Annotated in this window: 17 protein-coding genes; 12 read left to right on the plus strand and 5 right to left on the minus strand. The window is 71.0% G+C overall.

The genetic code is table 11. From position 1 onward, the window contains the following. Nucleotides 1–346: 346 nt before the first annotated feature. The 4 genes from ACIBU0_RS05910 to ACIBU0_RS05925 all read left to right on the plus strand — a co-directional run bounded on the left by ACIBU0_RS05910 (nucleotide 347) and on the right by ACIBU0_RS05925 (nucleotide 6,196). A complete protein-coding gene (locus ACIBU0_RS05910) occupies nucleotides 347–1,858 on the plus strand; it encodes a PP2C family protein-serine/threonine phosphatase (RefSeq protein WP_398812254.1) in 1,512 nt (503 codons plus the stop codon). A gap of 124 nt (nucleotides 1,859–1,982) precedes the next feature. Beyond that, nucleotides 1,983–3,440, plus strand: coding sequence for an aminopeptidase P family protein (locus ACIBU0_RS05915; RefSeq protein ID WP_398812257.1), 1,458 nt, complete (start codon nucleotides 1,983–1,985; stop codon nucleotides 3,438–3,440). A 105-nt stretch (nucleotides 3,441–3,545) separates the two neighbouring features. Further along, nucleotides 3,546–4,892, plus strand: a complete 1,347-nt coding sequence (locus ACIBU0_RS05920) for a PLP-dependent aminotransferase family protein (protein ID WP_398812260.1) — start codon at nucleotides 3,546–3,548, stop codon at nucleotides 4,890–4,892. A 68-nt stretch (nucleotides 4,893–4,960) separates the two neighbouring features. After that, nucleotides 4,961–6,196 (plus strand): MFS transporter, encoded by a 1,236-nt coding sequence (locus tag ACIBU0_RS05925; RefSeq protein WP_398812262.1) that lies wholly within the window; start codon nucleotides 4,961–4,963, stop codon nucleotides 6,194–6,196. On the opposite strand, the gene ACIBU0_RS05930 is transcribed toward ACIBU0_RS05925, so the two are convergent. Continuing rightward, on the minus strand, nucleotides 6,165–7,010 hold the full coding sequence (locus tag ACIBU0_RS05930) for a triphosphoribosyl-dephospho-CoA synthase (protein ID WP_398812265.1): 846 nt from the start codon (nucleotides 7,008–7,010) through the stop codon (nucleotides 6,165–6,167). The two genes, ACIBU0_RS05925 and ACIBU0_RS05930, sit on opposite strands and share 32 nt — an antisense overlap. Nucleotides 7,011–7,302: 292 nt before the next feature. Here ACIBU0_RS05930 and ACIBU0_RS05935 point away from each other — a divergent pair, with 292 nt between their 5' ends. Then, complete coding sequence (locus ACIBU0_RS05935; protein WP_398812267.1) at nucleotides 7,303–8,607, plus strand: phosphatidylserine/phosphatidylglycerophosphate/cardiolipin synthase family protein; 1,305 nt, start codon at nucleotides 7,303–7,305, stop codon at nucleotides 8,605–8,607. Between the two features lie 40 nt (nucleotides 8,608–8,647). On the opposite strand, the gene ACIBU0_RS05940 is transcribed toward ACIBU0_RS05935, so the two are convergent. The 4 genes from ACIBU0_RS05940 to ACIBU0_RS05955 form a co-directional block, all read right to left on the minus strand. Further along, the gene (locus ACIBU0_RS05940) at nucleotides 8,648–8,827 is read right to left on the minus strand and encodes a hypothetical protein (protein ID WP_398812270.1); all 180 of its coding nucleotides are present in this window, start codon (nucleotides 8,825–8,827) and stop codon (nucleotides 8,648–8,650) included. A 36-nt stretch (nucleotides 8,828–8,863) separates the two neighbouring features. After that, the gene (locus ACIBU0_RS05945) at nucleotides 8,864–10,624 is read right to left on the minus strand and encodes a hypothetical protein (protein WP_398812273.1); all 1,761 of its coding nucleotides are present in this window, start codon (nucleotides 10,622–10,624) and stop codon (nucleotides 8,864–8,866) included. Between the two features lie 3 nt (nucleotides 10,625–10,627). Next, a complete protein-coding gene (locus ACIBU0_RS05950) occupies nucleotides 10,628–11,194 on the minus strand; it encodes a hypothetical protein (RefSeq protein WP_398812276.1) in 567 nt (188 codons plus the stop codon). A 303-nt stretch (nucleotides 11,195–11,497) separates the two neighbouring features. Beyond that, a complete protein-coding gene (locus ACIBU0_RS05955; protein WP_398812278.1) occupies nucleotides 11,498–11,947 on the minus strand; it encodes an ATP-binding protein in 450 nt (149 codons plus the stop codon). A gap of 259 nt (nucleotides 11,948–12,206) precedes the next feature. Here ACIBU0_RS05955 and ACIBU0_RS05960 point away from each other — a divergent pair, with 259 nt between their 5' ends. The 7 genes from ACIBU0_RS05960 to pheA all read left to right on the plus strand — a co-directional run bounded on the left by ACIBU0_RS05960 (nucleotide 12,207) and on the right by pheA (nucleotide 19,569). Then, nucleotides 12,207–13,049: a hypothetical protein gene (locus ACIBU0_RS05960; protein WP_398812281.1), complete on the plus strand. Its 843-nt coding sequence runs from the start codon at nucleotides 12,207–12,209 to the stop codon at nucleotides 13,047–13,049. A gap of 183 nt (nucleotides 13,050–13,232) precedes the next feature. Then, complete coding sequence (locus ACIBU0_RS05965; protein WP_398812284.1) at nucleotides 13,233–13,970, plus strand: YcnI family protein; 738 nt, start codon at nucleotides 13,233–13,235, stop codon at nucleotides 13,968–13,970. Nucleotides 13,971–14,065: 95 nt separating this feature from the next. Beyond that, nucleotides 14,066–14,722 carry an SCO family protein gene (locus ACIBU0_RS05970; protein WP_398812287.1) on the plus strand — a complete coding sequence of 219 codons (657 nt, stop codon included), beginning with the start codon at nucleotides 14,066–14,068 and terminating at the stop codon, nucleotides 14,720–14,722. After that, entirely contained in the window at nucleotides 14,719–15,201 is a 483-nt protein-coding gene (locus tag ACIBU0_RS05975; RefSeq protein WP_398812290.1) for a copper chaperone PCu(A)C, read from the plus strand. Before ACIBU0_RS05970 ends, ACIBU0_RS05975 begins: the two co-directional genes overlap by 4 nt. A gap of 13 nt (nucleotides 15,202–15,214) precedes the next feature. Next, the gene (locus ACIBU0_RS05980) at nucleotides 15,215–17,203 is read left to right on the plus strand and encodes a copper resistance CopC/CopD family protein (protein WP_398812293.1); all 1,989 of its coding nucleotides are present in this window, start codon (nucleotides 15,215–15,217) and stop codon (nucleotides 17,201–17,203) included. Nucleotides 17,204–17,211: 8 nt separating this feature from the next. After that, nucleotides 17,212–18,510 carry an iron uptake transporter deferrochelatase/peroxidase subunit gene (gene efeB / locus ACIBU0_RS05985; RefSeq protein ID WP_398812296.1) on the plus strand — a complete coding sequence of 433 codons (1,299 nt, stop codon included), beginning with the start codon at nucleotides 17,212–17,214 and terminating at the stop codon, nucleotides 18,508–18,510. A gap of 126 nt (nucleotides 18,511–18,636) precedes the next feature. Beyond that, entirely contained in the window at nucleotides 18,637–19,569 is a 933-nt protein-coding gene (gene pheA, locus ACIBU0_RS05990) for a prephenate dehydratase (protein WP_398812298.1), read from the plus strand. Nucleotides 19,570–19,739: the final 170 nt, after the last annotated feature.

The following is a 19,739-nucleotide window of genomic DNA, read 5'->3' on the forward strand; positions in this document are numbered from 1 at the left end:
CTCGTCCATACTGCGTCTATCAAAAGCATGGGCGTGGCGTGGGGTGGCGAAGTCTGGCGTTTTGCTGTCGCGCGTATTTCTCTTCGCCTCCGCCACGGGAGGATGGGGCACGGTCGTCGGTGGCTAAGACGCCCGGGTCCGTCGCCAGGTTCCGGGTGGTCGTCAACCACCCCTGGCCTTCACCGAGTACGTACCCATCACGACCGCTGTGACGCTCCGTGGAGCGAAACCAGTCGACCGCAATAGCCCGTTCCCTGAGGCAGTTTTAGGCCAACTTTGCCTTTGTGCAAGAGGTCTGCAAGGAGTGCTCCGGTGACCCACGGACACCAGGAATCCCGGCAGGACAATGCTGGACATCCCCTCACGAGTGCGTGTACATGTGGAGACACTGCTAGCGGCGCAGAATGACATGGGGGTTTGCGATGCTTTTGAGCAATACGCACCGGTCGGAAAGCCGGACGCCATGAACGCCCCTCACCCTCCGAAAGTGGCCGGAATCGATTCAACGGTTCCTTCGCCCGCACACACTGTCGCGCCCGCGCCCCCGGCGTCGGGTGTGTCAGCGGTTCCCCCGCCGAGCGCGCCCGGAGCGCTTCTTCAGGACCGTCTCGCCGGCTGGGTCTCGGACCTCACGACGCTCCACGAACTCACCGAACGCCTGGCCCGCACGGACGCCCTCACCGAAGCCCTCCACGAACTGCTGCGCGCCGGAGCCGCACTCGTGGGTGCCCGGCGCGGTCTCGTCGTCCTGGAACCGGCCGACGGCCTGGGACCCGACACGACCATCGGCCTGGGCCTCGCCCGCGCCGACCTCGGCCACATCGAGACCGTGCCGCGCAGCTCCCTGTCGTACGGCAGGATCCTCGACGGGCTCCCGGGCGGCGACGGCGAGATCGCCCAGCCGGACCTCTTCGCCGAGGACGGCCTCGACCCCCGCCACCGCGAGGTGGCCGCACGCCTCGGTTACGCCGCAAGCTACGCCCTCCCCCTGTCCACCGAGGCCGCCGGCCGCCTCGGCGCCGCCGTGTGGCTGTACGACGAGCCCGCCGAACCGGCCGAGCGCCAACGCCACCTCGTGGGCCTGTACACCCGCTACGCCGCCGAACACCTGGCCCGGCTCCTGGAAATCGAGCGCACGCGCGCGTGCATGCGGACGATGGCGGAGGAACTGCTCCCCTCCCGCCTGCCCCGCATGGCCGGCGTCCAGCTCGCCGCCCGGCACCGCACCGGCCCGCGCGGGGGCGGCGACTGGTACGACGCGCTGCCGCTGCCGGACGCCGCGCTCGGCCTGGCCGTCGGCTCGGTGACCGGGTCCGGGCCCAGTGCCGTCGCCGCGATGGGACGGCTGAGGGCCAGCCTGCGGGCGTACGCCGTCATGGAGGGCGAGGACCCGGTCGCGGTCCTGTCCGATCTGGAACTGCTGCTCAGACTCACCGAACCCGCCCGCTCCGCCACCGCCCTCTTCGCCTACTGCGAACCCTCCCTGCGCAAGATCACGCTCGCCGGTGCCGGACACAGCCCGCCGCTGCTGATCGGCGAGCGGCGCACGGAGTACGTCGAGACCTCCGTGTCCGCACCGCTGGGCATGCTGGCCTGCTGGGAGGCGCCGAGCGTGGAGCTGACCGCGGAGGCCGGAGAGACGGTTCTGCTGTACACCGACGGGCTGCTGCATCGCACCGGCGACCCCACGGACCGGGCCTTCGCCCGGCTGCACGCGGCGGCGGCCTCGGTGCCGAGGGCCGTGCGGCACGATCCGGACGCGGTCGTCGAGCACGTCCTGCGGACGGTGCTGCCGGGCGGGCTGGATGTGACGGACAGCGAGGAGGACGTGGTGCTGCTGGCGGCGCGGTTCGAATAGGCGGCCCATAACGGGTTCCGTGGTCACGGCATAGCAGCTCCCGGTGACGGTCCTTCGACCCTGGGTTCCCTCCTGCACGTCCGTACGATGGAGGGGGTCCAGTGCCGTATCGAGGAGGATGACCGTGGCCGACGAGCTCACCCCGGAGACCCCGGAAGAGTCGGAAGAGCCGATCAAGCAGCGCAAGAACGGCCTGTACCCGGGCGTGTCCGACGAGCTTGCCGAGAACATGAAGTCCGGCTGGGCCGACACGGAGCTGCACGACCTGCAGCCGGTCCCCCAGGCCGCCGAGACCGCCGCGCGGCGCGCCGCGCTGTCGGCGCGTTTCCCCGGCGAGCGCCTGGTGATCCCCGCGGGCAACCTGAAGACGCGGTCGAACGACACCGAGTACCCCTTCCGGGCGTCGGTCGAGTACGCGTACCTCACCGGCAACCAGACCGAGGACGGCGTACTCGTCCTGGAGCCCGTCGCCGACGGTCACAAGGCGACGATCTACCTGCTGCCGCGTTCCGACCGCGAGAACGGCGAGTTCTGGCTCTCCGGCCAGGGCGAGCTGTGGGTCGGCCGCCGGCACTCGCTCACCGAGGCGGAGAAGCTGTACGGCATCCCGGCCTCCGACGTGCGCGAGCTGGCGGACACGCTGCGCGAGGCGACGGGCCCCGTGCGCGTCGTACGCGGCTACGACGCCGGCATCGAGGCCGCACTGACCGACAAGGTCACCGCCGAGCGGGACGAGGAGCTGCGGGTCTTCCTGTCCGAGGCGCGGCTGGTCAAGGACGACTTCGAGATCGGCGAGCTGCAGAAGGCCGTCGACTCGACCGTGCGCGGCTTCGAGGACGTGGTGAAGGTCCTCGACAAGGCCGAGGCGACCTCCGAGCGCTACATCGAGGGCACGTTCTTCCTCCGCGCGCGCGTGGAGGGCAACGACGTCGGCTACGGCTCCATCTGCGCCGCCGGTCCGCACGCCTGCACGCTGCACTGGGTGCGCAACGACGGGCCCGTGCGCTCCGGTGACCTGCTGCTGCTCGACGCGGGCGTCGAGACGCACACGTACTACACCGCCGACGTCACGCGCACGCTGCCGATCAACGGCCGGTACAGCGAGATCCAGAAGAAGATCTACGACGCCGTGTACGAGGCCCAGGAGGCCGGTATCGCGGCCGTGAAGCCGGGGGCGAAGTACCGGGACTTCCATGACGCCTCGCAGCGTGTGCTCGCCGAGAGGCTCGTGGAGTGGGGGCTTGTCGAAGGGCCGGTGGAGCGGGTGCTGGAGCTCGGGCTTCAGCGGCGGTGGACGCTGCACGGCACCGGGCACATGCTCGGCATGGACGTGCATGACTGTGCGGCCGCGCGCGTGGAGTCGTATGTCGACGGCACGCTGGAGGCGGGCATGGTGCTGACCGTCGAGCCGGGGTTGTACTTCCAGGCCGATGACCTGACGGTGCCGGAGGAGTACCGGGGGATCGGCGTGCGGATCGAGGACGACATTCTGGTCACCGAGGACGGGAACCGGAATCTGTCGGCTGCGCTTCCTCGGCGGTCGGACGAGGTCGAGAGCTGGATGGCCGCTCTGAAGGGCTGACGTCGGAAATGGTGGCCGGGTACCGGAGGGGTGCCCGGCCAACGTTGCGGTCTGCGGGTCGTGGGGGCTTGTCACGCAGTTCCCCGCGCCCCTGAGGGGGTTTGTGTGGACCTGCATCTTGAAGTCGCCGCCACTCACGGGCGCCGGGCCGGGCTTGAACATGCCCTGCGCGACGCCGTGCGGGACGGGCGGCTCGCTCCCGGGGAGCGGCTGCCCGCCACGCGGCGGCTCGCGGACGAGCTCGGCATCTCACGGAACACCGTGAAGGCGGCATACGACCAGCTCGTCGCCGAGGGCTATCTCACCGCCCGGCAGGGCGCCGGTACACAGGTCGCCTCGCTGCCTCCCGTCGACGCCGAACCGCCGGAGGCCTCCGCACGCGCGCGTGAGCCGCGTTTCGATCTGCGGCCGGGCAGTCCGGACGTGGGGGCGTTCCCGGCGGCCGCCTGGTTGCGGGCGTTGCGCAGGGCCATCGCCACAGCGCCCTCACTGGCGTACGACTATGGCGATCCGCGTGGCCGGGTCGAGCTGCGGACCGCGCTGTCGGGCTATCTGGGGCGGGCGCGTGGGGTGATCGCGCCGCCGGAGCGGATCGTGATCACCTCCGGGTATGTGCAGGGGCTGGCGCTGCTCACGCGCGTGCTGGACGGCGGCGTCGTCGCCATGGAGGATCCGGGGCTGCCCTTCCACCGGGAGGTGGTGCGGCGCAACGGGGGCGCTGTCGTGCCCGTGCGGGTCGACGAACGGGGGCTCCGTGCGGAGGAGTTGGGGGACTGCTCGGGCGTGGTCGTCACGCCGGCACATCAGTACCCGACCGGTGTGACGCTGCACCCCGGGCGGCGGCGGGCGCTCAGTGACTGGGCACGCGCGCGTGGCGGGCTGATCGTCGAGGACGACTACGACGGGGAGTTCCGGTACGACCGCCAGCCCGTCGGCGCGTTGCAAGGGATGGCGCCGGGACAGGTCGTGTACCTGGGTACGGCCTCCAAGACGCTCGGGCCCGCGCTGCGGCTCGGCTGGATGGTGCTGCCGCCGCACCTGGTGGACGCCGTCACCGACGCCAAGCTGCACAGCGACCATCACACCGAGTCCATCGGGCAGTTGGCGCTCGCCGAGCTGATCGACAGCCATGCGTACGACCGGCATGTGCGTGCCTGTCGGCTGCGGTACCGGCGGCGCCGGGATCAGCTCCTGGACCGGCTGGGGGCGCGTCGTCGCGTGCGCGGGATCGCGGCCGGGCTGCACGCGCTGGTCGAGGTCGACGACGAGGCGCGGGTGCTGGCCCGGGCGGAGGAGGCCGGGCTCGCGGTGGGGTGTCTGGGGGAGCACTGGCATGCTCCGGGCGACGGCGAGGGACGGCCGCAGGGGCTGGTCGTGGGGTACGGGACGCCTCGGGAGCGGGTGTATCCGGAGGCGTTGGCGGTGTTGGGGAAGGTGCTGGAGAGCGACTGAATTGGGCCGGGAAATGAGCCGTTGATTGGGTCTGATGAGGGTTCCATTGCGCCCTTAATGTCGTCGGCATGACGAACTCCCCCGTCCCGCCCGCCGGCCCGCAACGCGTCCTGGCGCTCGCCCAGTTGAGCAACTCCGTCGGGGACGGCGCCTACTACACGACGTCGGCCCTCTACTTCACCCAGGTCGTCGGCCTCGCCCCCGCGCGCGTGGGGCTCGGGCTGACCGTCGGGTGGGCGGTGGGGTCGCTGGTGGGGGTGCCGCTGGGGCGGTTCGCCGATCGGCGTGGGCCGCGCGGTACGGCGGTGCTGCTGGCCCTCGCGACGGGGCTCGCGGTGGCGTCCTTCACGGTCGTGCGGGGGTTCGTGCCGTTCGTGCTGGCCGCGTGCGTGTACGCCGCCGCGCAGTCCGGGCTCGCGGCGGCCCGGCAGGCCCTGCTGGCGGGGCTGGTGTCCGCCGGGGAGCGGACGGGGTTGCTGGCGCATCTGCAGTCGACGCTCAATGCCGGTCTGGCGGTGGGGGCGGGACTCGGCGGGCTCGCGCTGCATGCCGGGACGCGGACGGCGTATCTGGCGGTGTTCACGCTGGACGCGGTGAGCTTCCTGGTCTGCGCGGGGCTGCTGCTCCGGCTGCCCTCCGTGCCGCCCGTGCCGAGTCGGCGGCATGGTGGGCTCGGCGTGCTGCGGGACCGCCCGTATGCGGTCGTCGCGCTGCTCAACACCGTGTTGCTGCTGCGGCTTCCGCTGCTCAGCCTCGTCCTGCCGCTGTGGATCACACGGCGGACCGACGCCCCGGCCTGGCTGGTCTCCGCGCTGTTCGTGCTCAACACCGGTGCGGTGATGCTGTTCCAGGTGAGGGCGGCGCGCGGCGTCACGGGACTCGCGTCCGCCACGCGCGCGGTGCGCCGTGCCGGCTGGGTGATGCTGGCCGCGTGCGGGGTGTTCGCGTGGTCGGCGGGGGCCTCCCTGTGGGTGGCCGTCGGGTTTCTGGTGGTGGGCGCGGTCCTTCAAGTCGTCGCCGAGATGGGGCAGTCGGCGGGGTCCTGGCAGCTGTCGTTCGACCTGGCTCCGGAGGGCCGCGTCGGCGAGTACCAGGGCCTCTTCGGGACCGGCGTCACGATCGCCCGCACCCTCGGCCCGCTCCTGCTGACGGCTCTGCTCGTGGAGTGGGGGACGCCGGGCTGGCTGCTGCTGGGCGGGGCGATGCTGGCGGCGTCGTACGCGATGGGACCGGCGGCGCGCCGGGCGGCCGCCGGCCGGGTGCGCGAGGAGGTCAGGCAGCCCGAGACCGTGCCGGTGAACTGACCGGCACCGGCAGGGAGTCCAGGAACAGCGCCCCCGCGAGCAGCCCCGCGCTGCCGCGGGGGCTCCACGCGCGCGTGTGCAGGTCGGTGTCCAGCGCGGTCAGCGCCGCCGCTCCCGCTTCCGTGGCGGTGCCGCCCGCCTCCAGGACCCCACGGGCGCCCGCCTGGACGTGGCGCAGGCCGGTCGGGCCCGCGGTGTAGAGGAGTTCGGTGTCCTGGAGGGTGGACATCACGGTGAGCAGGGCATCCAGGCGGGCCTGGTCCTCCGTGGCGCCACGCGCGCGTGCCGTGGCGAGCGCGTCCAATGCCCGCCGTAGGTGCGGGAATCCGGCCCGGGCCTCGCCCCGTGCGCCGGCGGCGCCGTACTTCGCGGACACCGAGGAGCCCCGGGAGGGCCTGCGCGGGGCGCGTCTGTCGGCGTGCGCGGCGATGCGCTTGGCGGTCGCGGCGACGTCCCGCGCCCCGGCCCGGGGGTCGAGCGCGGCTGCGGCGACGAGCAGGCCGAGCGCCCACAGCGCGCCCCGGTGACCGCCGCCCGCGAGGTGCACCGAGTGCTCGGTGCACCTTCCGATCGCGCCGAGTTCCGTACGGAGCGCGGGCGTCGGCTCGCCCGTGCGGCGGGCGGCGGCGGCCATCGCCGCGAGGCCCGGCGCGAGCGCCTTGGCCGACCAGCGCAGCATGCGGTGGTCCCGGCGGGTGGCACGGGCGCCGACATCGCGCGGGTCGGGCAGGCCCGGTTTCGGAGCCAGGGCCAGCTGCCCGGTCAGCGCGGTCACGGCGGCGTGCGCCAGCGCCTCGTCCTCGCGGCTGGTCATGGACCGGCTGCTCATGGCGTGCCGCCGGTCACCGCGATCGCGTGGCGCCGGGTGAGCGACTTGTCCCTGTGGTTTCCCGTCATGGCCGGGAAGTTAGGGGCGTTGCCCGTCAGAAGGTTGGGGTGGCGCTGTGCCGCGGCTGTGAGTCCCGATAATTCCGAGAAAGCTGAAGGCGCACCCGTAGAGCCCGCCAATTCCCCCAAATGAGCAACTTACGGTGACTTTCCTTCTCTTCCGGGCAAAGTGAACTGGCCCCTTCCGTGATCTTCCCCGCCCAGGAGAGCGAAGACGAATGACCCGTTCGCCCGTACGCCCACGTCCGGCCCGGCTCCTCCGTTCGGTGCTGCCCTCCGTCGCCGCTGTCCTGACCCTGGTGACGTCGCTCCTCGTCGGTGGTGCGACGCCGGCCGCCGCACTGACCAAACCGGTCATCAACGGGCCCGTGTTCAACGACCCGCTGGGCACCGCGGCACAGCAGAAGGCGATCTTCACCCAGCTCGTACGGCTGATCGACGCGACGCCGGCCGGGGCGACGATCCGTGGCGCGATGTACGAGTTCAACGACCAGGAGGTCGCGAACGCGCTGCTCGCCGCCCACCGGCGCGGCGTCAACGTCCGGATCATCGTCGACGACTCGACCTACGTGGACGGCGCCGGCGGCGCCGAATACACCAACGTGCCCTACCGGACCCTCAGGGCAGGGCTGGGAACCAATGACACCGCCCGCTCCTGGATCGTCGTGTGCGACGACCGCTTCGAGGACCCCGACGGCGTCGACGACGTCCGGCGCGGCTGCCTGGCCGTGGCCCCGCCCCAACCGGCGTACAACCACAACAAGTTCTTCGTCTTCTCCAGGATCGGGCCCTTCGACGACGGCACCAGCTACTCGAAGGTCGTCTTCCAGACCTCCTCGAACCTCTCGAACTGGTACAAGGTCGAGTCCTTCAACGACGCCGTCACGTTCGTGAGCAGCGCGGTGTACGACGGGTACGCCTCGTACCACGAGCAGCTCCGCCGCGGTCGCACCCTGGCAGGCGGCAACAACAACGCGTACTTCTCCACGCCGACGGGATCGACGTACCGAGGCTTCTTCTTCCCGCGCGGGGACAGCTCGTACAACAACCCGGCCACCGACACCGTCGTAGGCGTGCTCGACGAGGTCGGCTGCGCCTACACCGGCACGGACGGGCTGCCCCACCGAACCGCCATCCGCATCGTGACGCACAGCTTCCTAGGCTCGCGCCGCCAGGTCGCCGACAAGCTGGCCCAGCTGCGCGGCAGGGGCTGCTTGATCGACATCATCTACACCGAGACCGACAGCACGATCACCAGCCGGCTGGACGCCGCCGGCATCCAGCACCGCGGATGCCGCATTCCCAACGGTCCGGGCATCGACGTACGCCCGCACAACAAGCAGATGCTGATCGACGGCTACTACGACGGCGCCATCACACGGCGCGTCTACACCGGCAGCGCCAACCTGACCGGGTCGTCGCTGCGGTCGGCCGACGAGGCGATCGTGCGGATCACCAGCGCGTCCTATCACGCGCGGTACCTGAGCACCTTCTACAGCATTCGCTCCGCCTGCGGTGGTTGACGCCAGCCGTACGCGGCGGCGCCGGCGCCACGGGTCTGTGTCAGGGGCGGTTGTTGCGCCGGCCGCGGAGCAGGTACCAGGCCGAGCCCGCGAAGAGCGCGACCGCGAGGGCCGCTCCGGCGGAGTTGGGCGCCTGTGCGGTACCGAACCCGTACACGGCGGCGACGACGGCGAGGCAGATGCAGGCGCCGCCCAACAGTCGCCGGTTCTTCCTCGTCATGGTCTCGGAGTTTCCCTCGCCTCGCACACCCATCAACTACTCCCTCAGCTTGCGGTCGATCCCCGCCGCGCAGCCCTCGGCTTTGATCTCCTGCGTGCGCAGCGCAGCGAACGTACCCAGACCGATGCCCTCGCCCGGGTCGTCGGCCGAGGCGAAAGTCTGCACTGCGACGGCGCGGCCCTGTGGCTTCCTGTTCGCCAGGCACGACAGTTCGGCCATGAGCCACTCCTGCACCGCGCGTGCCGTCGGACTGCCGTCCGCCGCAGCCGCCAGGTGACGGCTGAAAGCAGCAGCATCCGGCGCGGCCTCCTTCTGGAACCGGGGGCAGTGCGCGGTGGTGCCCCAGAGCAGCGCGAGCCACGCCTTCACCGCTTCGCTGCCCTGCGCGAACTGTGCCGCCACGCGCTGTGCGGCCTGCTCGATGAGCGCGCCTTCCTTGTCGACGACGGCACAGGGAGCGTTGCCACGGGCGGCGGCGAGGGTGGCGGATGTCGCCAGCGTGAGCCTGTCCAGAGGAGTGTTCGCGCGGTCCAGGGCCGCGGCGGCCTGGTCGGCGACCTCTCTCTCGCTCAGCGAAGCCGGCTCCTGAAGCGAGGCCGCCAGGAAGTACCGGACATGGTCACGCAACGGTGCATCAGGTGCCGGCAGCCGCCGCTGCTTCACCCGGACGGGTTCTCCGGTCAGCTGAGCATCCGCCAGGGTCGCCAGATAGCCGTCGACGATGGAGTTCTCGTCGGGCTGATCGGCGATCCGGCCGCGCAGCATCACCACGTTCCGCAGGGCCTGCGCGGTCGATTCAGGCAAGTCGACGCGTGATCGGCCCCGCTGTGCCGCGAGCACGGTCGAAGCCATGGCCGCTTCCGTCACGGCGACGCCGCTCTTGCGGTAGTACGGGCCTTCCGCAGTGAGCGCCTCGAGCAGGGTCCGGCGGGCCTTCTGCTCCACCTCGCCGACAGCGTCGTGGTTCTGACTGCTGTCGTCGCGGGCCGCATCGACGGCCTGGAGGAGCAGGACAGCGTCCGGCACCGACCATGGGCCGTCGTTCTTCGCCAGCCGCCGGAACTGCCGGTCGACCGCTTCGGCGCTCGTACGGCTCACCGAGCAGCGGTAGCCGAGGCCGATCAGGCCGCGCGCTGCCACATAGCCGGGCAGGACGTCGTCGGTGTCCGTGACTTCGCAGCCGTCCCGCCGAGCTGCAAGGTGGGCCGCCACCGCGCTCCTGGCATCACGGTCGGCTGCCTTCCCACCGTGGGCTTTGGAGATACGACGCAGTTCGTCGGTCAGGCGTGCCGCGCTCTCCACGTCGGAGAGGGCTGCCTCGCTCCTGGTCAGGGCCCGTACGGCGGCGGTTGCAGCCCTGCCCGTCGCCTCGGCGTCGAGGTAGGGGCCGAAGGCCTGTACGCCCAGGCGGAGGTCCTGGATGCGCAGTGCGGCATCGCGTCCCCGGCCCGGCAGCACGTGCCGGGACCACCAGTCGGCCGCACTGCGCGTAGCGGCGTCGGACAGGGGGGACCCGAGGTTGCGCAGCGCGACGACCGCTGCGGCGACCCGGTGCGGGTTCTCGTCGGTGAGGGACACGGTCGTCAGCGTGGAGGCGTCCTCGGCGAAAGTCGCCGCCAGCCGATTCTGCACCTGGGCGGAGGCGCGAACGTGCGGTCCCAGGACCAGCCCCTTGTCCGGCGGCGGGCTTGCGGAGCAGGCCGTGAGCGCCGACAGGGACACTGCGAGCAGAACCGCGGTGATACGGAAGCGGGGGGCGGAAGCAGAGTTCCGCCCCCCGGTCTGCAGAGACGCCATGCGTCAGACAGTCCCGCCGACGGGGCTGGTGCGCCGGTAGGCGGTGACGTCGTAGTAGGTGTTGCCGTACTTCATGCTCGCCGTGGCCGTGTGGGAGACCCAGATCCAGCGCCCGTAGACGTTGCCACGGCCGACGACCTGACCGTGGTTGGCGACCACGCTGGAGTTCTTGTCGCCCTGGTAGACACCCGTTCCGCAGTCGTCGTCGCTGCCGATGCTGCCCGGGGACAGTCCGCCGCCGCCGACGCTGACGCCGCCTATGCCGTACTTGTTGAAGCAGATGCCGTCACTGAGCTTGATGGTGTAGTTGGCGACCGGGCCGGCGGAGGTGCGCTTCCAGGAGGCCGATGCCTTGGACGAGTCGATCGTCCAGGTTCGCTGGCCCGCACCCCGCCAGCTGTCGTGGAACGAGACGGTGAGCTTGCCGATGCTCACCTGCCGGGTCTTCGACGAGCTGTTGGTCACTGCGGAGGCCGGCAGCGCACTCGTCGCGAGCATGGCCGCGCCCGTCACCGCCAGTACGGCGGCGCGCACAGCACGGCGCTGGTGGTACTTCACAAGATTCCCCATTCTGTGTCTGTGTTCCGCACGGACCGAGCGCCGTTGAGCGCTGCCCGGCAGAAGGACCAGCGGGGTGGTCAATTTCGCGAGCGAACAGCCGAACACCCCGTGGCCGACAGCGCGTTGCAGTAAATACCCCCTGGTCAGGGAGGTGTGCGACGCGCAATGTCGATCAAGACTCACATGGGAGATCGTTTGCAAACAAGACTGTTGAGCAAACTCTGAGGTTGGGATCGCAAGGGTTGCGTCAGCGCCGGAGGTCAACGCTGGAGCAAGAGGCGCGGACGCAGCGGCGGTTGGGCAGCGGGAGCGCTACACGGCCATCAGCGGCGCGTCTTCCCTCCACTTGAGGATCTTGTCGAAGCTCACCACCGCCCCGGCCCGCCCCGGCTTGTTGCCGATCTGGACGTGGTCGGCCAGTTCCTGGATGAGACAGAGGCCGCGGCCGTGCTCGGCGTCGGTGGACGCCGGGCGGGGCGCGCGGGGTGGTGCGCTGAAGCCGGGACCCGAGTCGGTGACCTCGATGTGGCACTTCTCGCCGTCCAGATACGCCGTCACGCGATAGGCCTCAGGGGCACCGTCGGGCGCGCTCTCGCCGCCGTGCTCGACGGCGTTCGCGCAGGCCTCGCTGAGGGCGACGGACAGGTCGTACGACACATCCGGGTCGACGCCCGCGGTCTCCATGGTGCCGATCAGCAACCGCCGGGCGAGCGGCACGCTCGCGGCTTCCCGCCGCAGATGGAGTGACCACCAGATGCTCATGCTCCAGCCTCCTGGCCGCGGCTCGACATACCGTTACGTATTGCCACGAGTGCCCGGGAGTAAGCACATCATTGACGTGATGCCGCCCATATGGTCGATGCGCCCAGGCGGGAATCGGTGTATGTGTGCGCGGCCCACATCAGAAGGCGATCTTCCGGTTGTACGGTCCCTATCATCCCGTACATCCTGAACCGCCCGTATGTCATCTTGCGGACCTGCCGTACGGCGGTCATGAGGCCGGTGCGATGATGAGCCCGCCATGACTGCCCCCCACCCGCGCACGGTGCGCTCCGGAGGAGATCTCCGGATACTGCGGGCCGCGGTGTTCGCCGCGGTCTGCGTCGTGCTGGCCGGGGTGGGGCACGCGCTGGGCTCCTGCGCCACGGTCCCGCTGTGGACGCTGGGCGCCGGATTCCTGGGCGTGCTCCTGGCCACGGTGCCGTTCGCGGGACGAGAGCGCTCGCTGCCCGGGATCGCGGTGCTGCTCGCGGTCGGCCAGACCGTCCTGCACACGCTGTTCGGGCTCGGTCAGCACGGGGCGAGTGCGGGGGCGGCCACCATGGCGGGCTCCGCGTCCGGCTCCCTGTCCGACGCCGCGCTCGTCCAGCAGGCCGCGCGGCTCGTCTGCGGGACCGCCGCGGCAGCCATCAGCCCTGCCCAGGCCCAGCGGCTCCTGACGGAGGCGCGGCTTCGGCCGGCCATGGGAACACACGCCTCGCACCGGTCGGCGGACGCCCTGCCCGCCGGCCCGGACGCCTCCGCGTCGCTCCTGCCGTCCCTGTCGATGGTGCTCGCCCACGTCCTCGCGGCGGTCGTCGCGGGGTGGCTGCTGCGGCGCGGGGACCTGGCCCTGCTGCGCATCGTCGACATGTCCGCCCTGTCGGCGCACTCGGTCGCCGAGGGCGCGTTCGTACGATCCCTGCGCGCGGCGCTCGCGCTCGTGCGCGCCCTGCGCGCCGGGCTGCCGAACGCACCCGAGACGGGCCCGCGCGCCCTGTGCGCCGGTTGGTGCGGTCCGCCCGAGCCCCGCACGCTCGCACTCCAGCACACGGTGATCAGGCGCGGCCCGCCGGCCGGCGCCGCACTCGTTCTCGCCGCCTGACGCGACGCGACCACCACTCCACACCTGCGGGTGCCGCAGAGGGGGCCGCTGTCGTGCGGCACGCGCGCGTACCCGGGTCTTCCGGTCGGGGAACACCGCTTTCCGTCCGATGGGGCACCCCTGCGTACGCGTACTCCTCTTCACCACCGGAATCCGCATCTCATTCACAGTGGAGTGCTCAACATGAAGGCCTCTCGTATCGCCGCCACGGGCGCGCTCGCCGGCACGGCCGTACTGGCCCTGTCGGTCCCCGCGTTCGCCCACGTCAGCGTCCAGCCCGAGGGCTCGGCGGCCAAGGGCGGCTACGCGGTCGTCGACTTCAAGGTGCCCAACGAGCGCGACGACGCCTCGACCACCAAGCTCGAGGTGACCTTCCCGACCGATCATCCGCTGGCCTCCGCGATGCCGGAGCCGATGGCCGGCTGGAAGATCGAGGTCACCAAGTCCAAGCTCGACAAGCCGATCGAGCTGCACGGCGAGAAGATCTCCGAGGCCGTCTCCAAGATCACCTGGACCGCCGACGGCAAGGGCATCGAGCCGGGCTACTTCGAGAAGTTCCCGGTCTCCGTCGGCCAGCTCCCCGAGGACGCCGACGAACTCGTCTTCAAGGCGATCCAGACGTACTCCAACAAGGAGGTCGTGCGCTGGATCGAGGTACCGCAGGAGGGCCAGGACGAGCCCGAGAACCCGGCGCCCGTCCTCGCACTGTCCGCCGCCGAGGACGGCCACCACGGCGCGTCCTCCTCCGGCAAGGCCTCCGACTCCGATGACGCCGAGGCCGCGTCCGCCAAGACCGCCGCCGCCGAACCCGCCGACAGCAGCGACACCACCGCCCGCGTCCTCGGCGTGGTCGGCATCGTCGTCGGCGCGCTGGGCGTGGCGTACGGCGTGCTCGCCGGCCGGCGGCGCACGGACGCCTGACGGCCCTTCAGGTCACGGCGCGCACCGGGGCACGCCCCCGGTGCGCGCCGGAGCTCTCACAACTGGGACATTTTCTATGTGTAAGAAGACTTGCGATGCGTAAGAAGACCTTCGCCGCGGCCGTCCTGCTCGCCGCCGCCACCCTGACCCTGTCCGCCTGCGGCAGCGGATCCGACAGCAGTGACTCGCCCGTCTCCGTGGTCTCCGAGGAGACCGGCTCCGACAAGGCCGCCATCGTCCTCGACAAGCCGTTCGAGAAGCCGGACCTGATCCTCACGGACACGAACGGCAAGAAATACGACCTCCGCAAGGAGACCCAGGGCAGGCCGACGCTGATCTACTTCGGCTACACCAACTGCCCCGACGTCTGCCCGCTGACGATGAGCAACATCGCCGTCGCCAAGAAGCAGCTGCCCAAGGCAGAGCAGGACGAGCTGCGCGTCGTGTTCGTCACCACCGACCCCGAGCGCGACACCGCGTCCGCGCTCGGCAAGTGGCTCAAGGGCATCGACCCGCAGGTCGTCGGCCTGACCGGCGACTTCGCCACCATCCAGGCCGGCGCCCGCACCCTCGGCATCACCATCGAGCCGCCGCACAAGGACAAGAACGGCAAGATGGTCTCCACTCACGGCACCCAGGTCGTGGCGTTCTCGCCGAAGACCGACCAGGGGTACGTCCTCTACACCGAGGAAGCCCAGGTCGACGACTACACCAAGGACCTTCCCAAGCTGATCAAGGGGCAGAAGCCGTGAGGCGTCCCGCCCCGGTGACCGCGGTGCTGACGGCGGTGACGACCGGAGCCCTCGTCCTGGCCGGCTGCGGCTCCGACTCCGATTCCGGCTCCGGCTCCGGCGGCTCCCGGGCCGATCTGTCCGTCAGCGGCGCCTACATGCCGCAGCCGGTCTCCGACTCCATGGCGGCCGGCTTCCTGACGGTCAGCAACAAGGGCGGTACGAAGGACGAGCTGACCTCCGTCACCAGCGACGTCGGCGAGGTCACCGCGCACGAGACCGTGGGTTCGTCGATGCAGGAGGCCGAGGAACTCGACGTCCCCGCACACGGTCAACTCGTGTTCAAGAGCGGCGGCAGCCATCTGATGTTCGAGAAGCTGAAGCGACAGCCGAAGCAGGGCGAGCAGGTGACCGTGAAGCTCCACTTCGCCGAGTCCGGCACGGTCACCGTCGAGATGCCGGTGAAGTCCGCGACGTACAACCCGAAGACCGGACACTGAGGGAGAGATCGCCTTGACCCAGACCATCGCCCCCCGCGTGCGGACCCTGGTGCTGCTGCTCCTGGCCGCCACCGGCCTGCTCCTCGCCGGTGCCGGGCCGGTCTCCGCGCACGCCGCGCTGACCGGCAGCGACCCCCGGCAGGGGGCGGTGGTGGACAAGGCCCCGACACAGGTCTCCCTGACCTTCTCCGAGAAGGTCGCCCTGTCCGACGACTCCCTGCGCGTGCTCGACCCCAAGGGCAAGCGCATCGACCGCGGCGACCCGGCGGGCGTCAGCGGCACCACGTACGCCGTGAAACTCCACAGCGGCCTGCCCGACGGCACGTACACCGTCACCTACCAGGTGGTGTCCGAGGACAGCCATCCCGTCGCCGGCGCCTTCACCTTCTCCATCGGCGCCCCCTCGCAGACCACCGTCTCGGTCACCGGCCAGGAGGCGGGCGGCGGGGTCGTCGGCCGGCTCTACGGCTTCGGACGGTACCTCTCGTACGCCGGCTTCATCGTGCTGGTGGGCGGCGCCGCCTTCGTGCTCGCCTGCTGGCAGCGCGGGTCCGGTGTACGGGCGCTGCAGCGGTTCGTCGTCTCCGGCTGGCTGGCCCTGACCGCCGCCACGCTCGGACTGCTGCTCCTGCGCGGCTCGTACACCAGCACCGGCAAGGTCGGCGACATCTTCGACCTGGACCTGCTCGGGCAGGTGCTGCAGACCAAGACGGGGGCGGCACTGGTGTCCCGGCTGCTGCTGCTCGCCGCGGCGGCGCTGTTCATCGCCGTGCTCTTCGGCGCGTACGACAAGCGGGAGGACGAGGAGAAGCGCGATCTGCGATTCGGGCTCGCGATCGGCGGGACCGTCGTGGCGGCGGGGCTCGCGGCGAGCTGGGCGATGTCCGAGCACGCCTCGACCGGGCTCCAGGCAGGCATCGCGATGCCGGTCGACGTCCTTCATCTGCTCGCCGTCGCGGGCTGGCTCGGCGGGCTCGCCGCACTGCTCGTGGCGCTGTACCGGTCGCCCGCCGACATGCCGGTCGAGGCGTCCGCCGTACGACGGTTCTCGCGCGTCGCCTTCGGCAGCGTGCTGGCGCTGGTCGCGACCGGCGTCTACCAGTCGTGGCGGCAGCTCGGATCGTGGTCGGCGTTCACCGGCACGCGGTACGGGCAGTTGCTGCTGATCAAGATCGGGCTCGTGGTGCTGCTGGTCGGGATCGCGTGGATCTCTCGGCGCTGGACGGCGCGGCTGGCGGACACGGGGGTGAAGGCTCGGGCGGAGAAGGACGCGGGCGCGGGCGAGAACGGGGCACGAGAGGGCGAGAGGGAGGCAGACGACAGCAACAAGGAGCACGCCGTCGCCCGGGCCGGCACTTCCGCCTCGGCTTCCGCTTCCGGCGAGAAGGGGGGCATCCCGGCCGCCGTGTCCGACAAGGGCGACCCCCGGCGCGCCGCCGAGCTCGCCCGGCAGCAGGACGCGATCGACACGGCGCGGCGCAAGCAGCAGCGGGACGCCGACCCGAACCGGTTCGGACTGCGCCGCTCCGTGCTCGCCGAGGCGTGCGTCGCCGTCGTCCTGCTCGCCGTCACCACCATGCTGACGTCGACCGAGCCGGGGCGTACGGAGGAGGCGGCCAAGGCAGCCACCGCCTCCGCCTCCGGCGACGCCTCGTCGGCCGGGGCACTGACCCTGGACATGTCCTTCGACACCGGCGGCGAGGACGGCAAGGGCGTCGCACGGATCGACCTCGACCCCGCGCGCGTGGGCGGCAACGAGATGCACGTCTACGTGCAGCGCCCCAATGGCCGCGCCTTCGACATCCCCGAGGTGAAGGTCGCCTTCACCCTGGAGTCCCAGGACATCGGGCCGCTGCCCGTCGTCCCCGACCACATCTCCACCGGACACTGGTCGGCGAGCGGAGTGCAGATCCCCATGGCGGGCGAGTGGAAGATCGCCGTGACCGTGCGGACCTCCGACATCGACCAGGCCACCGTCTCCAAGAACGCGCAGATCGGCTGAACCTCACCATGGCTGACCAGTCCATTCCTGAGGCCCGTACTCCTGAGACGCCACTTGATGACGGCGTTCCCGAAAGCGCCCCCCTCAAGGAGGGCCTGTCACGACGGCGGCTGCTCGGCACCGCCGGTGCCACCGGGCTGGTGCTGGGTGCGGCGGGCGCGGCGGTGGGATATGCCGCCCGGCCGAGCGAGGCGACACCGCTCTCCTCGGTGGGCGCCGATCAGGTGATGTTTCACGGGAAACATCAGCCCGGCATCCTCCAAGGGCTCCAGGCACGCGGCCACCTCGTCGCCTTCGACCTGGCGGCGGGCGCGGGCCGCAAAGAGGCGGCCGCGCTGCTGCGCCGCTGGTCTGAGACAGCGCGGCGGCTGATGGCGGGCGAGGCGATGAAGCAGGACGACACGGATGTCGCCCGGGACGCCGGGCCCTCGTCACTGACCATCACCTTCGGCTTCGGGCACAGCTTCTTCGCGCGGACCGGCCTGGAGAAGCAGCGACCGGTCGCCCTGGACCCGCTGCCCGACTTCTCCTCCGACCAGCTCGACAAGGCACGCGGCAACGGCGACCTGTGGGTACAGATCGGCGCCAATGACGCCCTGGTCGCCTTCCACGCCCTGCGCGCCATCCAGAAGGACGCCGGACAGGCCGCCAAGGTGCGGTGGCAGATGAACGGCTTCAACCGGTCGCCGGGTGCTACCTCGCACCCCATGACGGCTCGCAACCTCATGGGCCAGATGGACGGCACACGCAATCCGAAGCCGACGGACGCCGACTTCGGCCAGCGGATCTTCGTGCCCGCCTCCGGCTCGAAGGACCCGTCCTGGATGGCGAACGGCTCCTACGCCGTCGTACGCCGTATCCGCATGCTCCTCGACGACTGGGAGCAGCTCTCGCTCGCGGAGCAGGAGCAGGTCATCGGCCGCCGCAAGTCCGACGGGGCTCCGCTGACCGGCGGCACCGAGACGACCGAGATGGACCTGGAGAAGACGGACAAGGCCGGGAACCTGGTCGTCCCCCTCAACGCCCACGCGCGCATTACCCGGCCCGACCAGAACGGCGGGGCGGCGATGCTGCGGCGCCCGTTCTCCTACCACGACGGCATCGACGCGGACGGGGTGCCCGACGCGGGGCTGCTCTTCATCTGCTGGCAGGCCGACCCCCTGCGCGGCTTCGTCACCGTCCAGCGCAAGCTCGACCGGGGCGACGCGCTGTCCAAGTTCATCCGGCACGAGTCGAGCGGCCTGTTCGCGGTGCCGGGCGGGGCCGCGGAGGGGGAGTACGTGGGGCAGCGGTTGCTGGAGGGGTGAGAGCCTGGAGGGCCATACGGGTGCTGCACAGCCGTACGACACCGGGGTCGCCCTCCAGGGTGGCCCGCGCCGGGAGGCGACGGAGATTCGTACGCCGTGTTCGGCAACGGCCATTAGGGTGAGGTCATGCCAGCGAGCTATGCCTATCTCGGCCCCGAGGGCACCTTCACCGAGGTCGCCCTGCGCACGCTTCCCGAGGCCGCGACCCGGGAGCTGATCCCCTACGTGTCCGTGCAGTCCGCGCTCGACGCGGTGCGCGCCGGCGAGGCCGAGGCCGCGTTCGTGCCGATCGAGAACTCCGTCGAGGGCGGCATCACGACCACCCTCGACGAGCTCGTCGCGGGCGCGCCGCTGATGATCTACCGCGAGGTGCTGCTGTCGATCACCTTCGCGCTGCTGGTCAGGCCCGACACCAAGCTGTCCGACATCAAGACGGTCTCCGCCCACCCGGCCGCCCAGCCGCAGGTGCGCAACTGGCTGCGCAAGAACCTCCCGGACGCCCACTGGGAGTCGGCCGCCTCGAACGCGGACGCCGCGCGTCTGGTCCAGGAGGGCCAGTACGACGCCGCCTTCGCCGGTGAGTTCGCGGCCGCCCGGTACGGCCTGGAGGCCCTGGAGACCGGGATCCACGACGCGGAGAACGCCCAGACCCGGTTCGTGCTGGTGGGCCGTCCCGCCCGGCCGGCGGCGCCGAGCGGCGCGGACAAGACGTCCGTCGTGCTGTGGCAGCGGGACGACCACCCCGGCGGCCTGCGCGACCTCCTGGGCGAGTTCGCCACACGCGGCATCAACCTGATGCTGCTGCAGTCCCGGCCCACCGGCGCCGGCATCGGCAACTACTGCTTCTGCATCGACGCAGAGGGGCACATCTCCGACCGCCGGGTGGCCGAGGCGCTGATGGGCCTGAAGCGGATCTGCCTGGAGGTGCGGTTCCTGGGTTCGTATCCGCGCGCGGACGCGAAGCCGGGGGATGTGCAGCCCCCGCGTCCCGGGACGTCGGACGAGGCGTTCGTGTCGGCGGCGGACTGGGTGGCGCGGTGCCAGGACGGGCGGTTCTGACACCGGCCTGGGTGTTGGCTTGCCGTCGGCTCCGGCGTCGGTTTCCCACCGGTACTATCAGCCGATTGTCGTTATCCACAGAAGTTATCCACAGGTCCGCTTCTCGACCTGGGGACAAGTCGACAAGCAATGGTGAGTCTGTCGACAAATCGGCCCCCGGAACCCTTCGG

The organism is Streptomyces sp. NPDC049627, assembly GCF_044465645.1.
Lineage (GTDB): Bacteria > Actinomycetota > Actinomycetes > Streptomycetales > Streptomycetaceae > Streptomyces.